Origin of the sequence: Janthinobacterium glycogeni (genome assembly GCF_051380725.1) — a bacterium.
In the GTDB taxonomy this organism is placed as follows: Bacteria; Pseudomonadota; Gammaproteobacteria; order Burkholderiales; family Burkholderiaceae_D; genus Janthinobacterium.
Genome location: NZ_JBNYXP010000001.1, coordinates 327,408 through 343,318 on the forward strand (window position 1 = coordinate 327,408; position 15,911 = coordinate 343,318).

A 15,911-nucleotide genomic window follows, 5' to 3' on the forward strand; every position below is an offset into this window, starting at 1 on the left:
ATCCCGAACCACCCATACGAGAGCCAGAAGCCATGAGCCAACCGCAAAATCCCGACCAGGTCGACGTCACGGCGCCCGCCGGTCTCACGCAAGACGCCGTATTGCCCGCGCCGCCGCCCGTGCGCCACGCCGAACTGAAGGCGGCCATCCTGCTCATCTTCATGTTCGTGCTGGTGGTCGGCTCCGTCGTCTACCTGATGTATGCGCGCGGCGCCTTCGAAGCCACGCAAACCTTGGTGCTGACGGCCGACGATTCGGACGGCGTGGGCGTCGGTGCCGACCTGACTTTTTCCGGCTTTCCCATCGGCCGCGTGCAGCGCATCGAACTGGCGCCGGACGGCCGCGCGCGCGTCATCGTCGACGTGCCGCGCAAGGATGCGCACTGGCTGCGCAGCAGCTCCATCTTCACCCTGGAGCGTGGCATCGTGGGCGGCGCCAAGCTGCGCGCCTACAGCGGCATCCTGACGGACCCGCCGCTGCCCGACGACGCCACGCGCGACTTGCTGGTGGGCGACATGGCGGCGGAAATCCCCCGCCTGCTGGCCGCCGCCAAGGATTTGCTGAACAACGTGGCCAGCCTGACGGGCAGCGATTCCGCGCTCGACGGCACCTTGCGCAACGTGCAGGCCGTGACGGGCAAGCTGAGCGGCCCGGGCGGCGCCATGGGCTTGCTGACGGGCGACGACAAGCAGTCGCGCCTGCTGGTCGAGCGGGCCAACGCCCTGCTCGTCACGGCCGACCAGCTGGCGCACCGCACGGATGGCCTGGTGGCCAATGCCGACACGCGCGTGTTTGGCGACAAGGGCGTGATGACGGATGCGCAGGCGACCATCGTGCAGCTAAATGCGCTGCTGGCCGACACCCGCGCCAGCCTGAAAAAAGTCGACGCCGTGCTGGTCGAGGCGCAAGCCGTGGGCGCCAACGCCAGGGCCGCCACAGCCGACCTGGGCCCGTTGCGCGCCGATGTGGAAAGCAATCTGCGCAAGGTCGAGCAGCTGGTCAATGACATCAACCGCAAATGGCCGTTCAAGCGCAATCCGGAGATCAAACTGCCATGAGAAATATCAATATCCTCCTGTCTGCCCTGGCCATGACAGCGCTGGCCGCCTGCTCCAGCGGCCCGCCCGTGCCGGACTGGAAAATGAATGCGCAAAGTTCCATCGAACGGTTTCAATCGGCGTATTTGAATGGCAAGACCCTGGTCGAGCAGACGGAATTCCGGCGCGCCCGCAGCCAGGTGGCCGGCACGGGCAAGCTCGACCTGCTGGCGCGCATCGAACTGCTGCGCTGCGCCGCGCGCGTGGCCAGCCTGGCCTTCGAGGACTGCGCGGGCTTCGACGCCCTGCAAGCGGACGCCGACGACGCCGACCGCGCCTATGCGGCTTACCTGGCCGGCAAGGCGCAGGCGGCCGACGTCGCCCTGCTGCCGGAAGCGCAGCGGGCGGCGGCCGGCGCCGCCTCCGACACGGCCGCCGCCAGCGCCGTGGCGGCCATCAATGACCCGCTGTCGCAGCTGGTGGCGGCCGGCGTGCTGCTGCGCTCGGGCCGCGCCACGCCGGCGCTGCTCGACACGGCCGTCGCCACGGCCTCGGACCAGGGCTGGCGCCGTCCGCTGCTGGCCTGGCTGGGCGTGCAGCGCCTGCGCGCCGAACAGGCGGGCGATACGCAGGCGGCGCAGCGCATCGCGCGGCGCATGGCGATCGTCGAGCAGCCGCTGGCCCCCTGAGCGCGCCGATGGCGGCCCAAGGCAGGCAGAATCAGGCATAATCGAGCAAGGATGACAGCTATGCCGTGCAGGCAGCGAGGTGTGACGATGCAGTTCGAGGATTTCGACCTTTCCACTCCCGAGACCGGCCGGCATGCCGGGGCGGCGCCTGGCGATGACGCATCGGCGGCCACGGCCGTGCGCCTGCAATACCTGCTCGACAATACACCCTCCATCATCTATTGCACCGTGCCCAGCGGCGACTTCAAGATGACGTTTGTCAGCAACAATGCCCTCAATGTGCTGGGCTACCAGCCAGAGGAGATGGTGGCCGATCCCAATTTCTGGTTCGACCACATCCACCCGGACGATGCGCCCGGCATTTTTTCCAGCCTGGCGCAGATCTTTGTCGAAGGCGCGCGCGCCTATGAATACCGTTTCCGCGTGCGCGACGGCAGCTACCTGTGGATGCACGACAGCCTGCGCCTCGTGCGCGACGAGCACGGCGTGCCGTTCGAGGTGATCGGTTCGCTGACGGATATCACGGAACGCAAGGGCATGGAAGCGATGCTGCAGGCGCGCGGCGAAGAGCAGCAACTACTGATCAGCAAGCTGCAGGAAGCGCACGACCAGCTGCTGCAATCGGAAAAGATGGCGTCCATCGGCCAGCTGGCGGCCGGCATCGCGCACGAAATCAATAACCCGATCGGCTTCGTCAACTCCAACATGAGTTCGCTGCAAGGCTATGTCGGCACCCTGTTCGGCGTGATCGAGCAGTATGAAGCGGCGATGCGCGAAACGCCAGACGGCCCGGCCTTGGCCGCGTGCGTGGCCGAGGTGCGCGCGCAGGCCGACCTGGCCTTCCTGCAGGACGACATGGTCGACCTGGTGCGCGAATCGATGGATGGCTTGAAGCGCGTGCGCGACATCGTGCAGGCGCTGAAGGATTTTTCCCACGTGGGCGAGACGGACTGGCAAGTGGCCAGTCTGCATGCGGGCCTGGACAGCACCCTCAATATCGTCGCCAACGAGTTGAAATACAAGGCGCGCATCGAAAAACACTATGGCGAGCTGCCGCCGATCCTGTGCCTGGCCTCGCAGCTGAACCAGGTGTTCATGAACCTGCTCGTCAACGCGGGCCAGGCCATCGACAGCGACGGCGTGATCAGCATTCGCACCGGCCACGCGGGCGACTGGGTGTGGGTGGAGATCGGCGACACGGGCGCCGGCATCGCGCCCGAACACCTGAACCGCATCTTCGAGCCGTTCTTTACCACCAAGGCCGTGGGCAGCGGCACGGGTTTGGGCCTGTCGCTCTCGTACGGCATCGTCAACAAGCACGGCGGACGTATCGAGGTGGCGTCGGAAGTGGGCCAGGGCACGCGCTTTACCGTGCACCTGCCGCTGCAGCCGCCCGCCGCCGCGAACGCCTAGGCGTCCTTGACGGGCGCGTACACGCGGATGCTCAGGCGTCCGCCGTTCTTGCCTTCGAAATCGAGCAGCTGGGCGATCACGCGGGCCGTCAGCACGTGTTCGGCCGCCAGCAGCATCAGGCCGTCGCGGCTGATCAGATCGCGCGACAGCACCATGCCCGGTTCCAGCTGGCCAGACAGCACGGTCAGGTCGCGCGCCGGCGGCTCCGTCTCGTCCATGATGCTGCGGAAAGCGGCCACCACGGCCGGGTCGTAGCGCTTGCCGATGCTGTCGTAGATCAGGGTGCGCGCTTCCTCGGCGCGCAGGCTGCGCTGCACCATGGCGCCGATCTGCAAGCCGTCGTAATCGGACGCCAGCGCCAGGATGCGCGCGCCCATGGGAATGGCCAGGCCCACCAGGCCATCGGGAAAGCCGCCGCCGTCGAAACGTTCCAGCTGCGAGCGCAGGATCACGGAGACGGCGCGCAGCTCGTCGAGCGCCATCAGCAGCTGTTCGGCGCGCAGCGGATGCTTGCGGAACGCGGCCAGCTGCTCGCCCGTCCAGGCGCTGGCCGGCAATTCCAGCACGTCGTCGCTGAGGCTGAGCTTGCCGATATCCTTGAGCAGGGCCGCGATGAACACGTCGCGCGCCTCCTGCCCTTCCAGACCCAGCGCCTGCGCCAGCTTGCGCGACAGCTCGGCCACCCGCCGCGCATGGCCGGCCAGCTTGCCGCCGCGCATTTCGATCAGGTTGGAAAACACCTTGATGGTCGTCACGAACGTGGCCTTCAGGCGCTCGTTGGCCGCCTGCACCTCGTCGTGCGACTGTTTCAGCTGCTGCGTGCGCGTGGCCACCTTCGCTTCCAGGCTGGCGTTGAGCGCCTGCAGCTCCACGTTCTGGCTGGCCGTCAGCGCTTCCAGGCGCAATTTTTCCTGTTCCAGCGCGCGCCGTTCCAGCGCGTGGCGCACCACCAGCACGATATCGTTCTCGTCCCACGGCTTGGTCACGTAGCGGTAGATTTCGCCCTGGTTGATGGCGTCGAGGATGGACTGGATGTCGGCATAGCCGGTCAGCAGCAGCCGTATGGTGCCGGGCCAGCGCTGGCGCACCTGGGCCAGGAACTGCGCGCCGTCCATGTGCGGCATGCGCATGTCGGAGATGACCAGGTCCACCGTCTCGCTCTCGAGCAGGGCCAGGCCGGCCGCGCCGCCGTCGGCCGTCAGCACGCGATAGCCGTGCGGGCGGAACAGCCGCCGCAGCGACGACAGGATATTCGGTTCGTCGTCGACGCACAGGATGGTGGGCGGCGCGGCCGCGGTGCTGATGCTGGTGCTGGTGCTCATGCGGTCCTGTTCGGTCATGGTGTGACGGGCTGCGCCTGGCGTACGGGCAAGGTGATGCGAAAGGTGGTGCCGCGGCCGATGATGCTGCGCACGTCGATGCGGCCATGGTGTTTCTGCACCGTCGTGTAGGCCAGCGACAGGCCCAGTCCCGTGCCCTTGCCGACGGCCTTGGTGGTAAAGAAGGGGTCGAAGATGCGCGACAGGTGTTCGGGCGCGATGCCGGCGCCCGTGTCCTCGACCTCGATCCACACTTCCGTGGCGTTGTCGCTGCCCGTGCGCAGGGTGATGCGTCCGCGCGCCTCGCCCATGGCGTGGGCTGCGTTGACGACGAGGTTCATGATCACCTGGTTCAGCTCGGAAGGCTGGCATTCGATATCGGGAATGTCGGCATACTCGCGCACCACGTCGGCCTTGTACTTGACCTCGTTATTCACGATATTGAGCGTGGTATCGATGCCCTGGCGCAGATCGGCCCAGACCCATTCCTGGTGCGCATCCGTGCGCGAAAAATCCTTCAGGTCCTGCACGATGCGGCGCACGCGCGAAATGCCTTCCTTCGACTCGCCCATCAGCATGGGAATGTCGGTGCGCAGGAAGTCCAGGTCGATCTGTTCGCGCAGCGCCCGCAGGCGCGCCGCCACCACGGGGTCGGCGACGGCCGGCTCGGCTTCCTCGTAGGCGTCGAGCATGGAAAACAGATCGTCCAGATAGCCTTCCAGGGTGCCGACATTGGAAAACACATAGCCGATGGGATTGTTGATCTCGTGCGCCACGCCGGCGGCCAGCTGGCCGATCGAGGCCAGTTTTTCCGACTGCAGCAGCTTTTGCTGGGCCAGCGACAGCTTGCTGTTCAATTCCGTCAGGGCCAGGTTGCGCTCGCGCAGTTCCAGATCGGCGATCTGGCGCTGACGGATATCGTCGGCCAGGCGCTCGTTCATTTCCGCCAGCTGGGCCGTGCGCTTGGCCACCAGGTGTTCCAGATTGTCGTGCGCCTTGCGCAGCGCCAGTTCCGCCAGGCGCCGCTCGCTCACGTCGCGCAGGGTTTCGATGGCGCCCACCAGGCGTCCCTGGCGGTCGCGCAGGGGCGCCGCCGTGAAATGCAGCCAGTGGCCGTCGGGGCCGATATCGGCAAAGAAATCCTCGGCCTCAAAGGCGCCGGGGATCACGGGGGAGCGCTTCAGCTTGCCAAGGTAGAGGTCATTCTCGCCGAGCGCGATATCGTCCGCCACCAGCAGGTCGGCCAGGCAGGCGCGCGGCTGCGGATAAAACGCCTTCCAGTGGTCGCGCGTGCCGACCATCTCGGCGGCCGTAAAGCCCAGCAGCTGTTCACAGGCGCTGTTCCAGTGCGTCACCACGTGGTTCGTATCGATGGCGAAGGTGGCCACGGGATGGCCGTCGAAAAATGCCGACAGCGCGATGGAATCGCCCTGGCGCCGTTCCGGCATGGCGGGCAGCGCCTGCCCTGCGTCTGTTTCCATGGCCTCTTTCTTGTTCATGCCAGCATGATCCGCGACATTTCATCGTAGGTATGTTCCGTTTGCCGCAGCAGCGCCAGCCAGGCCTGTTCATCCAGCGCGACGCTGCGCCAGCCAGCGGACGACAGTGGCGGCACCAGCGCATCGTCGACGCCGGCCAGGTCGAGCGCCAGGGCGACGGCATTGGCCACGTGCACGGCCAGCGGCAAGCCGCCCGCGTCCAGCCGGTCGATGGCATGGTGGTCGGCCACCGCCTGCTGTATCGCCTCGGGAAACTTCCAGTAGGCGGCCAGGGCGCTGCCCACCTGCGCGTGATCGATGCCGATGACGGCCAGTTCCGCCTCGGCCATCTGGCAGTCGTGCGCCTGGCGGTAGCTGCGCACGAGCGCGTGCTCGGCCGGGAAGCGCGTCACCAGCACCAGGGTACCCAGGTCGTGCAGCAAACCGGCCGTGAACGCCGTTTCGGGATTGACGCGCAAGTGCGGCGCCAGCAGGCGCGCGGCGATGGCCGTGGCCAGCGAATGGCGCCAGAATGCCTGGAAATCGAAGCCGCCGCTGACGGGCGCGAAGCTGCCCGTCAGGGCGCAGGCCGTGACGACGGTGCGGATGCTGTGAAAGCCCAGCACGGACACGGCTTGCGGAATGCTGGTGACCTTCGATTGCATGCCGTAGAACGAGGAATTGGCGATGCGCAGGGTCTTCGCCGCCAGGCCCTGGTCCAGCTCGATCTTTTGCGCCAGCACGTGCACATCCGTGTCGTCCTGATCCATGCTCGACAGCAGTTCCAGCACCACCACGGGCAGCGAAGGCAGTTCCTGTATCTGGCGGATGATATGTTCAAAGCTGAGCCGTGTCATGGCGCGCCCCCTTGCCGGTAGCGCTGCAGCAGCGCCAGCAGCTCGGCCCCGGCGGAATCGGGCGGCGTGGCGCGGAACAGCACGGCCAGCCGTTCCAGGCGGCGCACCCGTTCCTGCTCGGCGTGCGCCTGCGCGGCGGGGTCGATCGCCTCATCCATGACGACGTGGCAGCGTTCCACATTACGCCGGCGCAAAGCCGCCAGGTTCGCCGCCGTCAGGGTGGCGCCCTGGGCCAGCAGCACGGCGCCGCTGGCGTCGTTCAAGGCCTGCGCCAGCACCATGCCCTCCTGCGCCTGCTCCATGGAAATCTCGCGTCCGCTTTCACTCATGTATCCACTCCATGACGACTCAGGGTGACCAGGCTGCCGCGCGAGCGCGAATGCAGGCCCATCGGATGGACCGCCACGGTATACGGCTGGCCATCGATAGCTGCCAGGCAAGGCGCGCCCTGGCCGTCGAACAATTGCGGCAAGACGATCGCCGCCTCGTTGCCCAGCAGGGCCGCGCCCCGTTCGAACAGGTTGGCCGCCGCCGCGTTGATGAAGGCGATCATGCCGTCCTCATCGAGGCCGATCACGGGCAGCGGCAGAAATTGCAGCAATTCGCGCGCGATGCCGAGGCTGACCTCGTCGCGGCTGATCTGGTGCTGCTGCTGGCGCACCAGCGCCTGCATGGCGGCATTGGCCGCCGCCAGCGCCTGGTTGGCGTCGCGCAGCTGCGCATTGAGGCGCACATTGTCGTCGTCGATGCCCTTCAGGCGAAAGGCTTCGGCGATATGCTCACGCAGCTGATGGTCTTCCCAGGGCTTGGTGAGAAACTTGAAGATGGCGCCCTCGTTGACGGCGTCCGTGACGGCCTGCAGCTCGGTATATCCCGACAGCATGATGCGGATGGTTTGCGGACACAGCAGCTTGGCCTTGCGCAGGAAGTCGGCGCCCAGCATGCCCGGCATGCGCTGGTCCGACACGATCACGTCGACCGTATGGGCGGCCAGCACGTCCAGCCCTTCCTGGCCGCTGTTGGCCGTAATGATATGGTAGCCATCGCGCCGCAGCAGGCGCTTGAGGGAAGCGAGGATATTCGGTTCGTCATCGACCAGCAGCAAGGTGCGCGGCGCCGCCGCAGGCTGCTGCCCGGCGTCCGCCGCCAGCGCCGCCATATCCGGCAGGCCATACTCGTCGTGCACATCCATCGGACCATCCTCTCATCGCCAAAGCGATATCGGAGCTTGCCTGGAGGGGAATCTGCCGCGCGGGGCAGTCTTGCGAGACTCGCGCGGCAGCCAGCTTGCGTTGAAATTATACGACTAAATATTCCTTCATTGCACTTATCCGTGATTTATCCGCGCCGCGCCGGACAAGGCGTGTTGCGGTAGAACACAAAGCCGCCCAGGCCGATGGCTTGCGTGTCGGCCTTCACGGCGTACACCAGCGTGTTCTTGTCCGCCTCGATGCGCAGCAGATTCAGGTGCTGCACGATTTGTGCGTGCGACAGTTCCAGCGAGGGAGTCGGCGCCAGTTGCAGGCGCAGCTCCGACGTGGCCGCATCGTACGCCCAGCGGCCCGGATTATAGAAGGCGAAGCCGCCGTCGAAACGCAGGCTGCCATCCTTGAACTGGGTCAGGCAAATGCCGGGAAATTCGCTGGGCGGGTTATACCAGGTGGCGGCCACGGCGGCATCGGCCGGCGTCTTGCCCGGCATCTGCATGCCGGTGCTGTCAGTTTTGCCGCCCAGGCCGGCGCAACCGGCCAGCGCCGCGATGCAGGCGGCAGCGGCCATCCGTTTGATCATGATCATGTGCATACCCGTCCCTTGCCTTATAGAAACACAATCTTAGTCCGGGATGGCTGGCCGTTCAAGCGGCCAGCGCACATAAGGCGAATTTAATTGTCCCCGGCCGCCTTCGCCGCCATGGCAGCCGCTTCGCGCAATTTGTCCTTCTTGCTCTTGCGCGCGCCCTTCACGCCGCCGTTCACCGTGTCCGTGACGGGATGCACGGGCGCAGGCAGTTCCATCGGCTCGAAACCGGCCACCACTTCGCGCACGATGCGCAAGTCGTTGCGGTTTTCGATCAGGCGGAAATGCGCTTCCGTGTCGGCCGTGACGAAACTGATGGCCGTGCCGCTGTCGCCCGCGCGGCCCGTGCGGCCGATGCGGTGCGTGTAGTCGACGGCAGAACGGGGCAAGTCATAGTTGACGACGGCGGGCAGGCCGACGATGTCGATGCCGCGCGCGGCCACATCGGTGGCGACCAGCACCTGCAAGCGCCCCGCCTTGAAGTCGGCCAGCAGCTGGCTGCGCGTGCCCTGGCTGAATTCGCCATGGAAGGCGCCCACGTGCAGACCTGCGCGCTGCAGCTTGTCGGCCACGTGTTCGGCCGCGTACTTGGTGGCGACGAACACCAGCACCCTGTCCCACTGCTGCTGCAGGATCAGGTAGCGCAGCAGCTGCGTGCGGCGCGGCACGTCGACCGTGATGGCGCGCTGCACGATGTCGGGCTTGTCCTGCGGTTCGGACGCCACCTCGATGCGCACGGGGTCCTTGAGCAGGCTGTCGGCCAGCGCCTGCACGCTGTCGGGGAAGGTGGCGGAAAAGAACAGGTTTTGCCGCTGTTTGGACAGCAGCGCCAGGATGGCGTTGATCTCTTCGCTGAAACCCATGTCGAGCAGGCGGTCGGCTTCATCGAGCACGAACAGCGACACGCCGCCCAGCTTGACGGCGTTCTGGCGCACCAGATCCAGCAGGCGGCCCGGCGTGGCGACGACGATATCGGCGCCGCCGCGCAAGTCCATCATCTGCGGATTGATCGACACGCCGCCGAACAGCACGGAAATCTTCAGTTTGACGGGCAGCGGCTTGGCCAGCGCGTGCACCGTCTGCCCCACCTGCGCGGCCAGCTCGCGCGTGGGCACGAGGATCAGCGCGCGCACCTGGCGCGGGCCGGTTGCCGGCGCCATCAGCGCCTGCAGCAGCGGCAGCGCGTAGGCGGCCGTCTTGCCGGAACCCGTCTGCGCCGCGCCCAGCACGTCGCTGCCGCGCAGGATGGCGGGAATGGCGGCCGCCTGGATGGCCGTCGGCGCGGCATAGCCGGCCTTGTCGACGGCGCGGACCAGGGCGGGAATCAGACCCAGGGAGGAAAATGGCATAGCGGGCCTTCTTATTATTTAGTCATGAAGTGAGACCGGCCGCAATGTGCGGCCGGTCGGAATAGCGACAGTATAAAGCAGGCGCTTACTGCCTGGGCATTTGCAGCTTCGGGTGGCCCGTTTCATCGTAGCCCGGCATGCCGCGGCGGATCGCATGCGAAAAGTCCGCATCGTCATTGGCCGCCCGCGCGCGCGCCGTGACGTGGCCGCCGTCGCGCAGCTGCTGGAAGCTCAAACCCGGTACCAGGCCCTGGACGTCGAACAGGTAGCGGTCCAGGTAGCCCGAGGCCATCAGCCGGTAATCGAGCGGCAGGCCCGGCACGATGCGGCGCACCATCTCGAAGACGATGGTGGTGCAGTTGGCCGTCAGGGTGTTGTAGAAGCGCGGCTGGTTCTTCAGCGCCTGCGCCTCGTCCAGGTAGGCGAGGAACAGCGAGCGCATGGCCGCCTTCGGCATCATCACGCGGTACAGATGCATGTCCTCGCCGCGCGCATTCGTGCGCACGCGCAGGATGTCGCGCTCGTCGGCGGCGATCAGGCTCATTTCAAAATGCTTGAAAAAGCCGCCGATGGCGGAAAAGCTCTCGCCCTTTTCCTTGCGGATTTCGATGGAAAACGTCAGGAAGCGCCCGTCCGCGAAGCCGAACGAGATCAGGGTATGCGCGATGTACGGCCCCGTCCAGTACGACAGCGCCGTGTCCACCGTGCGCAGTTCGTCAAGGTCGTAGCTGCGCCGCTCCCACTTGACCGTGTAATCGTCATCGCTGCGCCAGTCGAAATTGCGCACATTGTCCAGGGTGACGAGATTGCCCTTGACCGTGCCCGTGACGTTGCGCGCCACGTCGTCGGCCCACACGCGCTGCTGCTTCGGCGTAATCAGGCTCCACCACACGAGCAGCAGGAGAAAACCGGCCGCATACGGCAGCAGCACGCGCGCATCGCCGCGCGTCCACCACAGCACCACGCTGGCCACGCCCAGCGCGCCCCACAGCAGCGCGCCGATCGCTTGCGCCGCCGTGCCGCCGGACACCTGGTACCACAGCGCCAGCGCGCCCCACAGCGCAGTCAACAGGAGAATCAGGGAAACGGCCATTTTGCCGAGGGTGGCCAGCACGGAGCGGGCACGCAGTGATAAGAAAGTCATGCCGCAATTATAGGGGCAAGTGAAGATGTGCCAGTATTTCGGGCGTGCCAGCCTATCTTGGGACAGGCGCACGATGTTATTTCGATGGCATAATGATTTCTTTTACAATCAATTCTGCCTGCGTATGCGACTCCATGGTTTTTCCATCGTCAAAGGTTTAACTAAAATCTTGCTTGAAGAGCAAGAACTTGACCTGCACAACGATTACGAATTCACGCAGATCGACTACCGCATCGCTGCACGGCAGCTGCAACTGCATTGGGTACGCAGTGCCGGCGACTGGGTCAGGCCCGGCATGCCACCTGCGCTGACGCTGGTCTGCGAAGGCGTGCATGTGCTGAAAATCCGGGAATCCGGCGAAGGTGAGCATGTCAACGGGGAGAAATGCCTGTCCTCCATCGGCTTCATGTGGAATGCCATGCGTGATGACATGGACGGCGTCGCGTCGCACGAGGCGAGCGAAGGCTGCACGGATCTCGCGTTGATTTTCATGAGTGACCTGAGCATCAAGATTGCCGCCGCCGAGGCACGCATCCTTGTTGGCGCCGGGCCGGCCAATCAGGCCGCATCCATCGCTGCATAGCAACAACTATAACAACCGCAATAACATTCAGGTGACACTTTGCAGCATCAAACGCTCTACGCCCTCGCCGGCAGCCTCAATTCCCTCTTCATCATCGTCAGCCTGTACGGCCTGTGGTCGCAGCTGCAAAAGATCTGGCAGCGCAAGCACGATGCCAGGGTCGGCGCCGGCAAGACGACGGACATCCTGTCGCTCAACCAGTTCACCGTCAGCTTCCTCGCGTATTGCGCGTTCTTTGTGTATGGCTATTCGATCACGCCGTTCAACCATTACATCGTCTGGCCCCGCTTGATCGCTTCGCTGATCGCGCTGGCCATCCTGTATGAAATCGACCGCGACCGCCGCAGCCTGGCATCGCGCCATGCGCTGCTGGCCTGCGCGCTGCTGCTGGGCGCCGGTGTGGCGGGGCTGGCCTTCGGTCCCACCTTCAGCGATGAAAAGCGCGTGATCTCGCAAAGCCTGATCGTCGCCGTCACCGTGCTGCTGGCGCAGGGCTATGCGCACCAGATCCGATTGATCTGGCGCTCGGGCAAGACGGGCGCCGTGTCGCTGAAGATGAGCCAGTTCATCCTGGCGATGGATATCAGCACCACCTTCTTTGCCTGCGTCATGGGGCTGAAAACAGGCTGGCCCCTGCTGCTGGCCTGCGTCAGCGCCACGACCAAGCTGATCATCATGTGGCTGTTCCGCTGGGAGAAGAGCAGTCCCGCCGCACAGGTGAAGCGGCAGGCGCTGGCCTGAGGCTAGAATAGGGATCTTGCCACTTTTATGGAAAGGGCCGCCATGCAGCTGTCCCCCGCCATCCCCATCCTGCGCAGCTTCTCCGAAGAAAAAGCGCGCGAGTTCTACCTCGGTTTTCTCGGTTTTACCCTGGACTGGGAACACCGCTTCGAGCCCACCGCGCCGCTGTACTTGCAGGTGACGCGCGGTGATCTCGTGCTGCATCTGTCCGAGCACTACGGCGACGCCACGCCCGGCGCGGCGCTGCTGATCCCCGTCGTCGACATCGCCGCCCTGCACGCGGAGCTGCAGGCCAAGGATTACCCGTATGCGCGGCCCGGCATCCGCGACGAGGACTGGGGCCGCATCCTGGAAGTGGCGGACCCGTTTGGCAACCGGCTGCGCTTCTGGCAGCGCAGCGCATAACGCCTACTGCCCGCTCAGCGCGCGCATTTCCGCATACAGGTTCGCCTTGCCCTCGAAGCCGATGCCGATGAGGTCCGGCATGGTGATGTGGCCGTTTTCCACGCGCACGCCATCGGGGAAGCCGCCGAAGGGCTGGAATAAATCGGGGTAGGATTCATTGCCGCCCAGGCCCAGTCCCGCCGCGATATTCAGCGACATCTGATGGCCGCCGTGCGGGATGCAGCGGCTGCGCGACCAGCCGTGCTGGTGCAGCATGTCCAGCGTGCGCAAATACTCCACCAGACCGTAGCTGAGGGCGCAGTCGAACTGCAGCCAGTCGCGGTCGGCGCGCATGCCGCCGTAGCGGATCAGGTTGCGCGCATCCTGCATGGAAAACAGGTTTTCGCCCGTCGCCATCGGTTTGTCATAGTAGCTGCGCAGGGTCGATTGCAATTCGAAATCGAGCGGATCGCCCGCCTCCTCGTACCAGAACAGGTCGTACTGGCGCAGCGCCTTGGCGTAGGCGATCGAGGTGTCGAGGTCGAAGCGGCCATTCGCGTCCACGCACAGCTTCTGGCCATCCTGCAGCACCTCCATGATGGCGTCGATGCGGCGCAAGTCCTCGTCCAGCGAGGCGCCGCCGATCTTTTTCTTGACCACCGTGTAGCCGCGGTCGATATAGCTGCGCATCTCGTCCTGCAGGGCGGACAGGCTCTGGCCCGGGTAGTAATAGCCGCCCGCCGCATACACGAACACCTGTTTGTCGGCCACGCCCGTGCCGTGGCGCTCGGCCAGCAACTGGAACAGCGGCTTGTTCTCGATCTTCGCCACGGCGTCCCAGATGGCCATGTCGATGGTGCCGATGGCCACCGAGCGCTCGCCGTGGCCGCCCGGCTTTTCATTGGTGTACATGCAATCCCACACCTTCTGCGGATCGAGGTTGGCGCCATCATCCGTCACGAGGCTGGCCGGATCGGCGTCGAGGATGCGCGGAATGAAACGCTCGCGCATCAGCATGCCCTGGCCGTAGCGGCCGTTCGAATTGAAGCCGTAGCCGACGACGGGCTTGCCGTCGCGCATCACGTCCGTGACGACGGCCACCAGGCTCAGGGTCATCTTCGTGAAATCGATATAGGCGTTGCGGATGGGCGAGGAAATGGGGATGGTCTTTTCGCGGATCTCGACGATTTTCATGCGGCTCTCCTGTGCTTGAACGATAGCGCCAGCTTACCCGCGATATGGAATCGTATAATCACTTCCAATTTAAACCATTATTCACTTGAGGTTAATAATGAAAAGCGACGCCACCACGGAAATGGCTTTCTTTGTGCTGCTGGCCAAGCTGGGCAGCCTGTCGGCCACGGCCCGCGAGCTGGGCATCACGCCGCCCGCCGTCAGCAAGCGATTGGTGCTGATGGAGCAGCGCCTGGGCGTGCGTTTGCTGAACCGCAGCACGCGGCGCATCAGCCTGACGGGCGACGGCGAAAGCTATCTGCAGCAGGCGCGGCAAATCCTCGACGACATCCGCGCCATGGACGAGTCCCTGGCCAGCGGCAGCGCCGAGCCCAAGGGCTTGTTGCGCGTGAATGCCACGCTGGGCTTCGGCCGCACCGTGATCGCGCCCCTGCTGTCGCAATTCGCCCTGCGCCACCCGCAGCTGGAAGTGCAGCTGCAGCTGACGGACAGCCCCATCAACCTGGTCGAACAGGCGTACGACCTTGGCATCCGCTTCGGCGACTTGCCCGACACGCGTTTGTCGGCCCGGCGCATCATGTCGAACCGGCGTTTCCTGTGCGCCTCGCCCGCCTACCTGCAGGCGCACGGCACGCCGCATACGCCCGACGACCTGGCGCGGCACCGCTGCATCGTGCACCGGCAGAACGACGACGCCTACGGCATCTGGCGCCTGAGTAAGGGCCGCGCCACGCACACGGTGAAGGTGCGCGGCACGGTGGCCAGCAACGATGGCGACGTGGTGCTGGGCTGGGCGCTCGATGGCCACGGCATCCTGCCGCGTTCGGAATGGGACCTGGCCCGCTACCTCGACAGCGGCCGCCTGCGCGTGGTGCTGGCCGACTACGCGCTGGCGCCGGCCGACCTGTACGCCTACTACCCGAGCCGCCACCAGTTGCCCGCCAAAGTGCGCGCTTTTATCAATTTTCTCATCCAGCAATTGCAGCCGGAAGCGGCCACAGCGGCAGAATCAGGTTAAACTACAATATTGCGATATGGCAATATTATGAAGGAGTAGGTTTTGCTAGTCATACTCGGATTTCTCGTCGTGCTGTTTTCCGTCTTCGGCGGCTTCGCCATGCAGGGGGGGCACCTGGCGGCCCTGTTCCAGCCGCTGGAACTGCTGATGATCGGCGGCGCCGCGCTGGGCACTTTTTTTGTCGGCAATGACGCCAAGGCCATCCGCGCCACGTTCGCCGCCCTGCCCACCCTGTTCCACGGTTCGCAATACACGAAGGCGCGCTACATGGAACTGATGGGGCTGATGTATGAAATCCTCAGCAAGATCCGCAAGGAAGGCTTGATGTCGGTCGAGGACGATATCGACGACCCCTACCGCAGCGCCATCTTCGTGAAATACCCGTACACGCTGGGCGACGAGCACATCCTGGAATTCATCACCGATTACCTGCGCCTGATGGTGTCGGGCAATATGGACGCTTACCAGATCGAAAACCTGATGGATAACGAGATCGAGACGCACCATGAAGACGCGGAAATGCCGATCCAGACGATTTCGCAGCTGGCCGACGCCATGCCCGCCTTCGGCATCGTGGCCGCCGTGATGGGCGTGGTGCACACGATGGCCTCCGTCGGCTTGCCGCCGGCCGAGCTGGGCGTGCTGATCGCGCAGGCGCTGGTGGGCACCTTCATCGGCATCCTGCTGGCCTACGGCTTCATCGCGCCGCTGGCGAGCTTGCTGCGCCGCAAACACCATGAAACGGCAAAGATGTACCAGTGCGTGAAAGTGACCCTGTTGGCCAGCCTGAACGGCTATGCGCCCGCGCTGGCCGTGGAATTCGGCCGCAAGGTCATTTCCGCCACGGAACGCCCCTCGTTCAGCGAACTGGAAAACCACGTGCGCCAGGTGCGCACGAAAAACTGATC

Annotated in this window: 17 protein-coding genes; 8 read left to right on the forward strand and 9 right to left on the reverse strand. The window is 65.1% G+C overall.

The features are described 5' to 3' along the window. Positions 1-32 precede the first annotated feature (32 nt). The 3 genes from ACQ4W4_RS01525 (at position 33) to ACQ4W4_RS01535 (ending at position 3,139) form a co-directional block, all read left to right on the forward strand. Positions 33-1,058, forward strand: a complete 1,026-nt coding sequence (locus ACQ4W4_RS01525) for an MlaD family protein (RefSeq protein WP_436540502.1) — start codon at positions 33-35, stop codon at positions 1,056-1,058. Beyond that, complete coding sequence (locus ACQ4W4_RS01530; protein ID WP_436540503.1) at positions 1,055-1,726, forward strand: hypothetical protein; 672 nt, start codon at positions 1,055-1,057, stop codon at positions 1,724-1,726. Before ACQ4W4_RS01525 ends, ACQ4W4_RS01530 begins: the two co-directional genes overlap by 4 nt. A gap of 87 nt (positions 1,727-1,813) precedes the next feature. Continuing rightward, positions 1,814-3,139 (forward strand): ATP-binding protein, encoded by a 1,326-nt coding sequence (locus ACQ4W4_RS01535; RefSeq protein ID WP_436540504.1) that lies wholly within the window; start codon positions 1,814-1,816, stop codon positions 3,137-3,139. On the opposite strand, the gene nosR is transcribed toward ACQ4W4_RS01535, so the two are convergent. From nosR to ACQ4W4_RS01575, 8 genes are all read right to left on the reverse strand, one after another. Continuing rightward, on the reverse strand, positions 3,136-4,479 hold the full coding sequence (gene nosR / locus ACQ4W4_RS01540; RefSeq protein WP_436540505.1) for a response regulator c-di-GMP phosphodiesterase, NosR family: 1,344 nt from the start codon (positions 4,477-4,479) through the stop codon (positions 3,136-3,138). The two genes, ACQ4W4_RS01535 and nosR, sit on opposite strands and share 4 nt — an antisense overlap. Further along, positions 4,476-5,939 (reverse strand): ATP-binding protein, encoded by a 1,464-nt coding sequence (locus ACQ4W4_RS01545; RefSeq protein WP_436540506.1) that lies wholly within the window; start codon positions 5,937-5,939, stop codon positions 4,476-4,478. Before ACQ4W4_RS01545 ends, nosR begins: the two co-directional genes overlap by 4 nt. 14 nt (positions 5,940-5,953) lie before the next feature. Further along, positions 5,954-6,793 (reverse strand): HDOD domain-containing protein, encoded by an 840-nt coding sequence (locus ACQ4W4_RS01550; protein WP_436540507.1) that lies wholly within the window; start codon positions 6,791-6,793, stop codon positions 5,954-5,956. Continuing rightward, positions 6,790-7,122: a hypothetical protein gene (locus ACQ4W4_RS01555; protein ID WP_436540508.1), complete on the reverse strand. Its 333-nt coding sequence runs from the start codon at positions 7,120-7,122 to the stop codon at positions 6,790-6,792. Before ACQ4W4_RS01555 ends, ACQ4W4_RS01550 begins: the two co-directional genes overlap by 4 nt. Beyond that, entirely contained in the window at positions 7,119-7,985 is an 867-nt protein-coding gene (locus ACQ4W4_RS01560) for a response regulator (protein WP_436540509.1), read from the reverse strand. Before ACQ4W4_RS01560 ends, ACQ4W4_RS01555 begins: the two co-directional genes overlap by 4 nt. A gap of 146 nt (positions 7,986-8,131) precedes the next feature. Next, the gene (locus ACQ4W4_RS01565; RefSeq protein WP_436540510.1) at positions 8,132-8,584 is read right to left on the reverse strand and encodes a hypothetical protein; all 453 of its coding nucleotides are present in this window, start codon (positions 8,582-8,584) and stop codon (positions 8,132-8,134) included. Positions 8,585-8,676: 92 nt separating this feature from the next. Further along, the gene (locus tag ACQ4W4_RS01570) at positions 8,677-9,939 is read right to left on the reverse strand and encodes a DEAD/DEAH box helicase (protein WP_436540511.1); all 1,263 of its coding nucleotides are present in this window, start codon (positions 9,937-9,939) and stop codon (positions 8,677-8,679) included. Positions 9,940-10,024: 85 nt separating this feature from the next. Continuing rightward, a complete protein-coding gene (locus ACQ4W4_RS01575; protein WP_436540512.1) occupies positions 10,025-11,083 on the reverse strand; it encodes an Lnb N-terminal periplasmic domain-containing protein in 1,059 nt (352 codons plus the stop codon). Positions 11,084-11,156: 73 nt separating this feature from the next. Between ACQ4W4_RS01575 and ACQ4W4_RS01580 the strand changes: the two genes are divergently transcribed. Genes ACQ4W4_RS01580 through ACQ4W4_RS01590 form a run of 3 tightly spaced genes read left to right on the forward strand, consistent with a single transcriptional unit; the run spans position 11,157 to position 12,812 of the window. Beyond that, positions 11,157-11,666, forward strand: coding sequence for a hypothetical protein (locus ACQ4W4_RS01580; protein WP_436540513.1), 510 nt, complete (start codon positions 11,157-11,159; stop codon positions 11,664-11,666). Between the two features lie 39 nt (positions 11,667-11,705). Beyond that, a complete protein-coding gene (locus ACQ4W4_RS01585; protein ID WP_436540514.1) occupies positions 11,706-12,407 on the forward strand; it encodes a hypothetical protein in 702 nt (233 codons plus the stop codon). 42 nt (positions 12,408-12,449) lie between these two features. Continuing rightward, complete coding sequence (locus ACQ4W4_RS01590) at positions 12,450-12,812, forward strand: glyoxalase superfamily protein (protein ID WP_436540515.1); 363 nt, start codon at positions 12,450-12,452, stop codon at positions 12,810-12,812. Between the two features lie 3 nt (positions 12,813-12,815). Here the strand turns inward: ACQ4W4_RS01590 and ACQ4W4_RS01595 are convergent, their stop codons facing one another. Next, positions 12,816-13,985: a mandelate racemase/muconate lactonizing enzyme family protein gene (locus ACQ4W4_RS01595; protein WP_436540516.1), complete on the reverse strand. Its 1,170-nt coding sequence runs from the start codon at positions 13,983-13,985 to the stop codon at positions 12,816-12,818. A 97-nt stretch (positions 13,986-14,082) separates the two neighbouring features. On the opposite strand from ACQ4W4_RS01595, the gene ACQ4W4_RS01600 reads away from it, so the two are divergent. Further along, complete coding sequence (locus ACQ4W4_RS01600; protein ID WP_436540517.1) at positions 14,083-15,003, forward strand: LysR family transcriptional regulator; 921 nt, start codon at positions 14,083-14,085, stop codon at positions 15,001-15,003. A 42-nt stretch (positions 15,004-15,045) separates the two neighbouring features. Beyond that, on the forward strand, positions 15,046-15,909 hold the full coding sequence (motA, locus tag ACQ4W4_RS01605) for a flagellar motor stator protein MotA (protein ID WP_071076441.1): 864 nt from the start codon (positions 15,046-15,048) through the stop codon (positions 15,907-15,909). Positions 15,910-15,911 lie beyond the last annotated feature (2 nt).

What these genes read in the sequence shown, in the direction of transcription:
- ACQ4W4_RS01525 (WP_436540502.1), top strand. Translation starts at nt 33, where the DNA reads ATGAGCCAACCGCAAAATCCCGACCAGGTCGACGTCACGGCGCCCGCC.
- ACQ4W4_RS01530 (WP_436540503.1), top strand. Translation starts at nt 1,055, where the DNA reads ATGAGAAATATCAATATCCTCCTGTCTGCCCTGGCCATGACAGCGCTG.
- ACQ4W4_RS01535 (WP_436540504.1), top strand. Translation starts at nt 1,814, where the DNA reads ATGCAGTTCGAGGATTTCGACCTTTCCACTCCCGAGACCGGCCGGCAT.
- nosR (WP_436540505.1), bottom strand. Translation starts at nt 4,479, where the DNA reads ATGACCGAACAGGACCGCATGAGCACCAGCACCAGCATCAGCACCGCG.
- ACQ4W4_RS01545 (WP_436540506.1), bottom strand. Translation starts at nt 5,939, where the DNA reads ATGGAAACAGACGCAGGGCAGGCGCTGCCCGCCATGCCGGAACGGCGC.
- ACQ4W4_RS01550 (WP_436540507.1), bottom strand. Translation starts at nt 6,793, where the DNA reads ATGACACGGCTCAGCTTTGAACATATCATCCGCCAGATACAGGAACTG.
- ACQ4W4_RS01555 (WP_436540508.1), bottom strand. Translation starts at nt 7,122, where the DNA reads ATGAGTGAAAGCGGACGCGAGATTTCCATGGAGCAGGCGCAGGAGGGC.
- ACQ4W4_RS01560 (WP_436540509.1), bottom strand. Translation starts at nt 7,985, where the DNA reads ATGGATGTGCACGACGAGTATGGCCTGCCGGATATGGCGGCGCTGGCG.
- ACQ4W4_RS01565 (WP_436540510.1), bottom strand. Translation starts at nt 8,584, where the DNA reads ATGATCAAACGGATGGCCGCTGCCGCCTGCATCGCGGCGCTGGCCGGT.
- ACQ4W4_RS01570 (WP_436540511.1), bottom strand. Translation starts at nt 9,939, where the DNA reads ATGCCATTTTCCTCCCTGGGTCTGATTCCCGCCCTGGTCCGCGCCGTC.
- ACQ4W4_RS01575 (WP_436540512.1), bottom strand. Translation starts at nt 11,083, where the DNA reads ATGACTTTCTTATCACTGCGTGCCCGCTCCGTGCTGGCCACCCTCGGC.
- ACQ4W4_RS01580 (WP_436540513.1), top strand. Translation starts at nt 11,157, where the DNA reads ATGTTATTTCGATGGCATAATGATTTCTTTTACAATCAATTCTGCCTG.
- ACQ4W4_RS01590 (WP_436540515.1), top strand. Translation starts at nt 12,450, where the DNA reads ATGCAGCTGTCCCCCGCCATCCCCATCCTGCGCAGCTTCTCCGAAGAA.
- ACQ4W4_RS01595 (WP_436540516.1), bottom strand. Translation starts at nt 13,985, where the DNA reads ATGAAAATCGTCGAGATCCGCGAAAAGACCATCCCCATTTCCTCGCCC.
- ACQ4W4_RS01600 (WP_436540517.1), top strand. Translation starts at nt 14,083, where the DNA reads ATGAAAAGCGACGCCACCACGGAAATGGCTTTCTTTGTGCTGCTGGCC.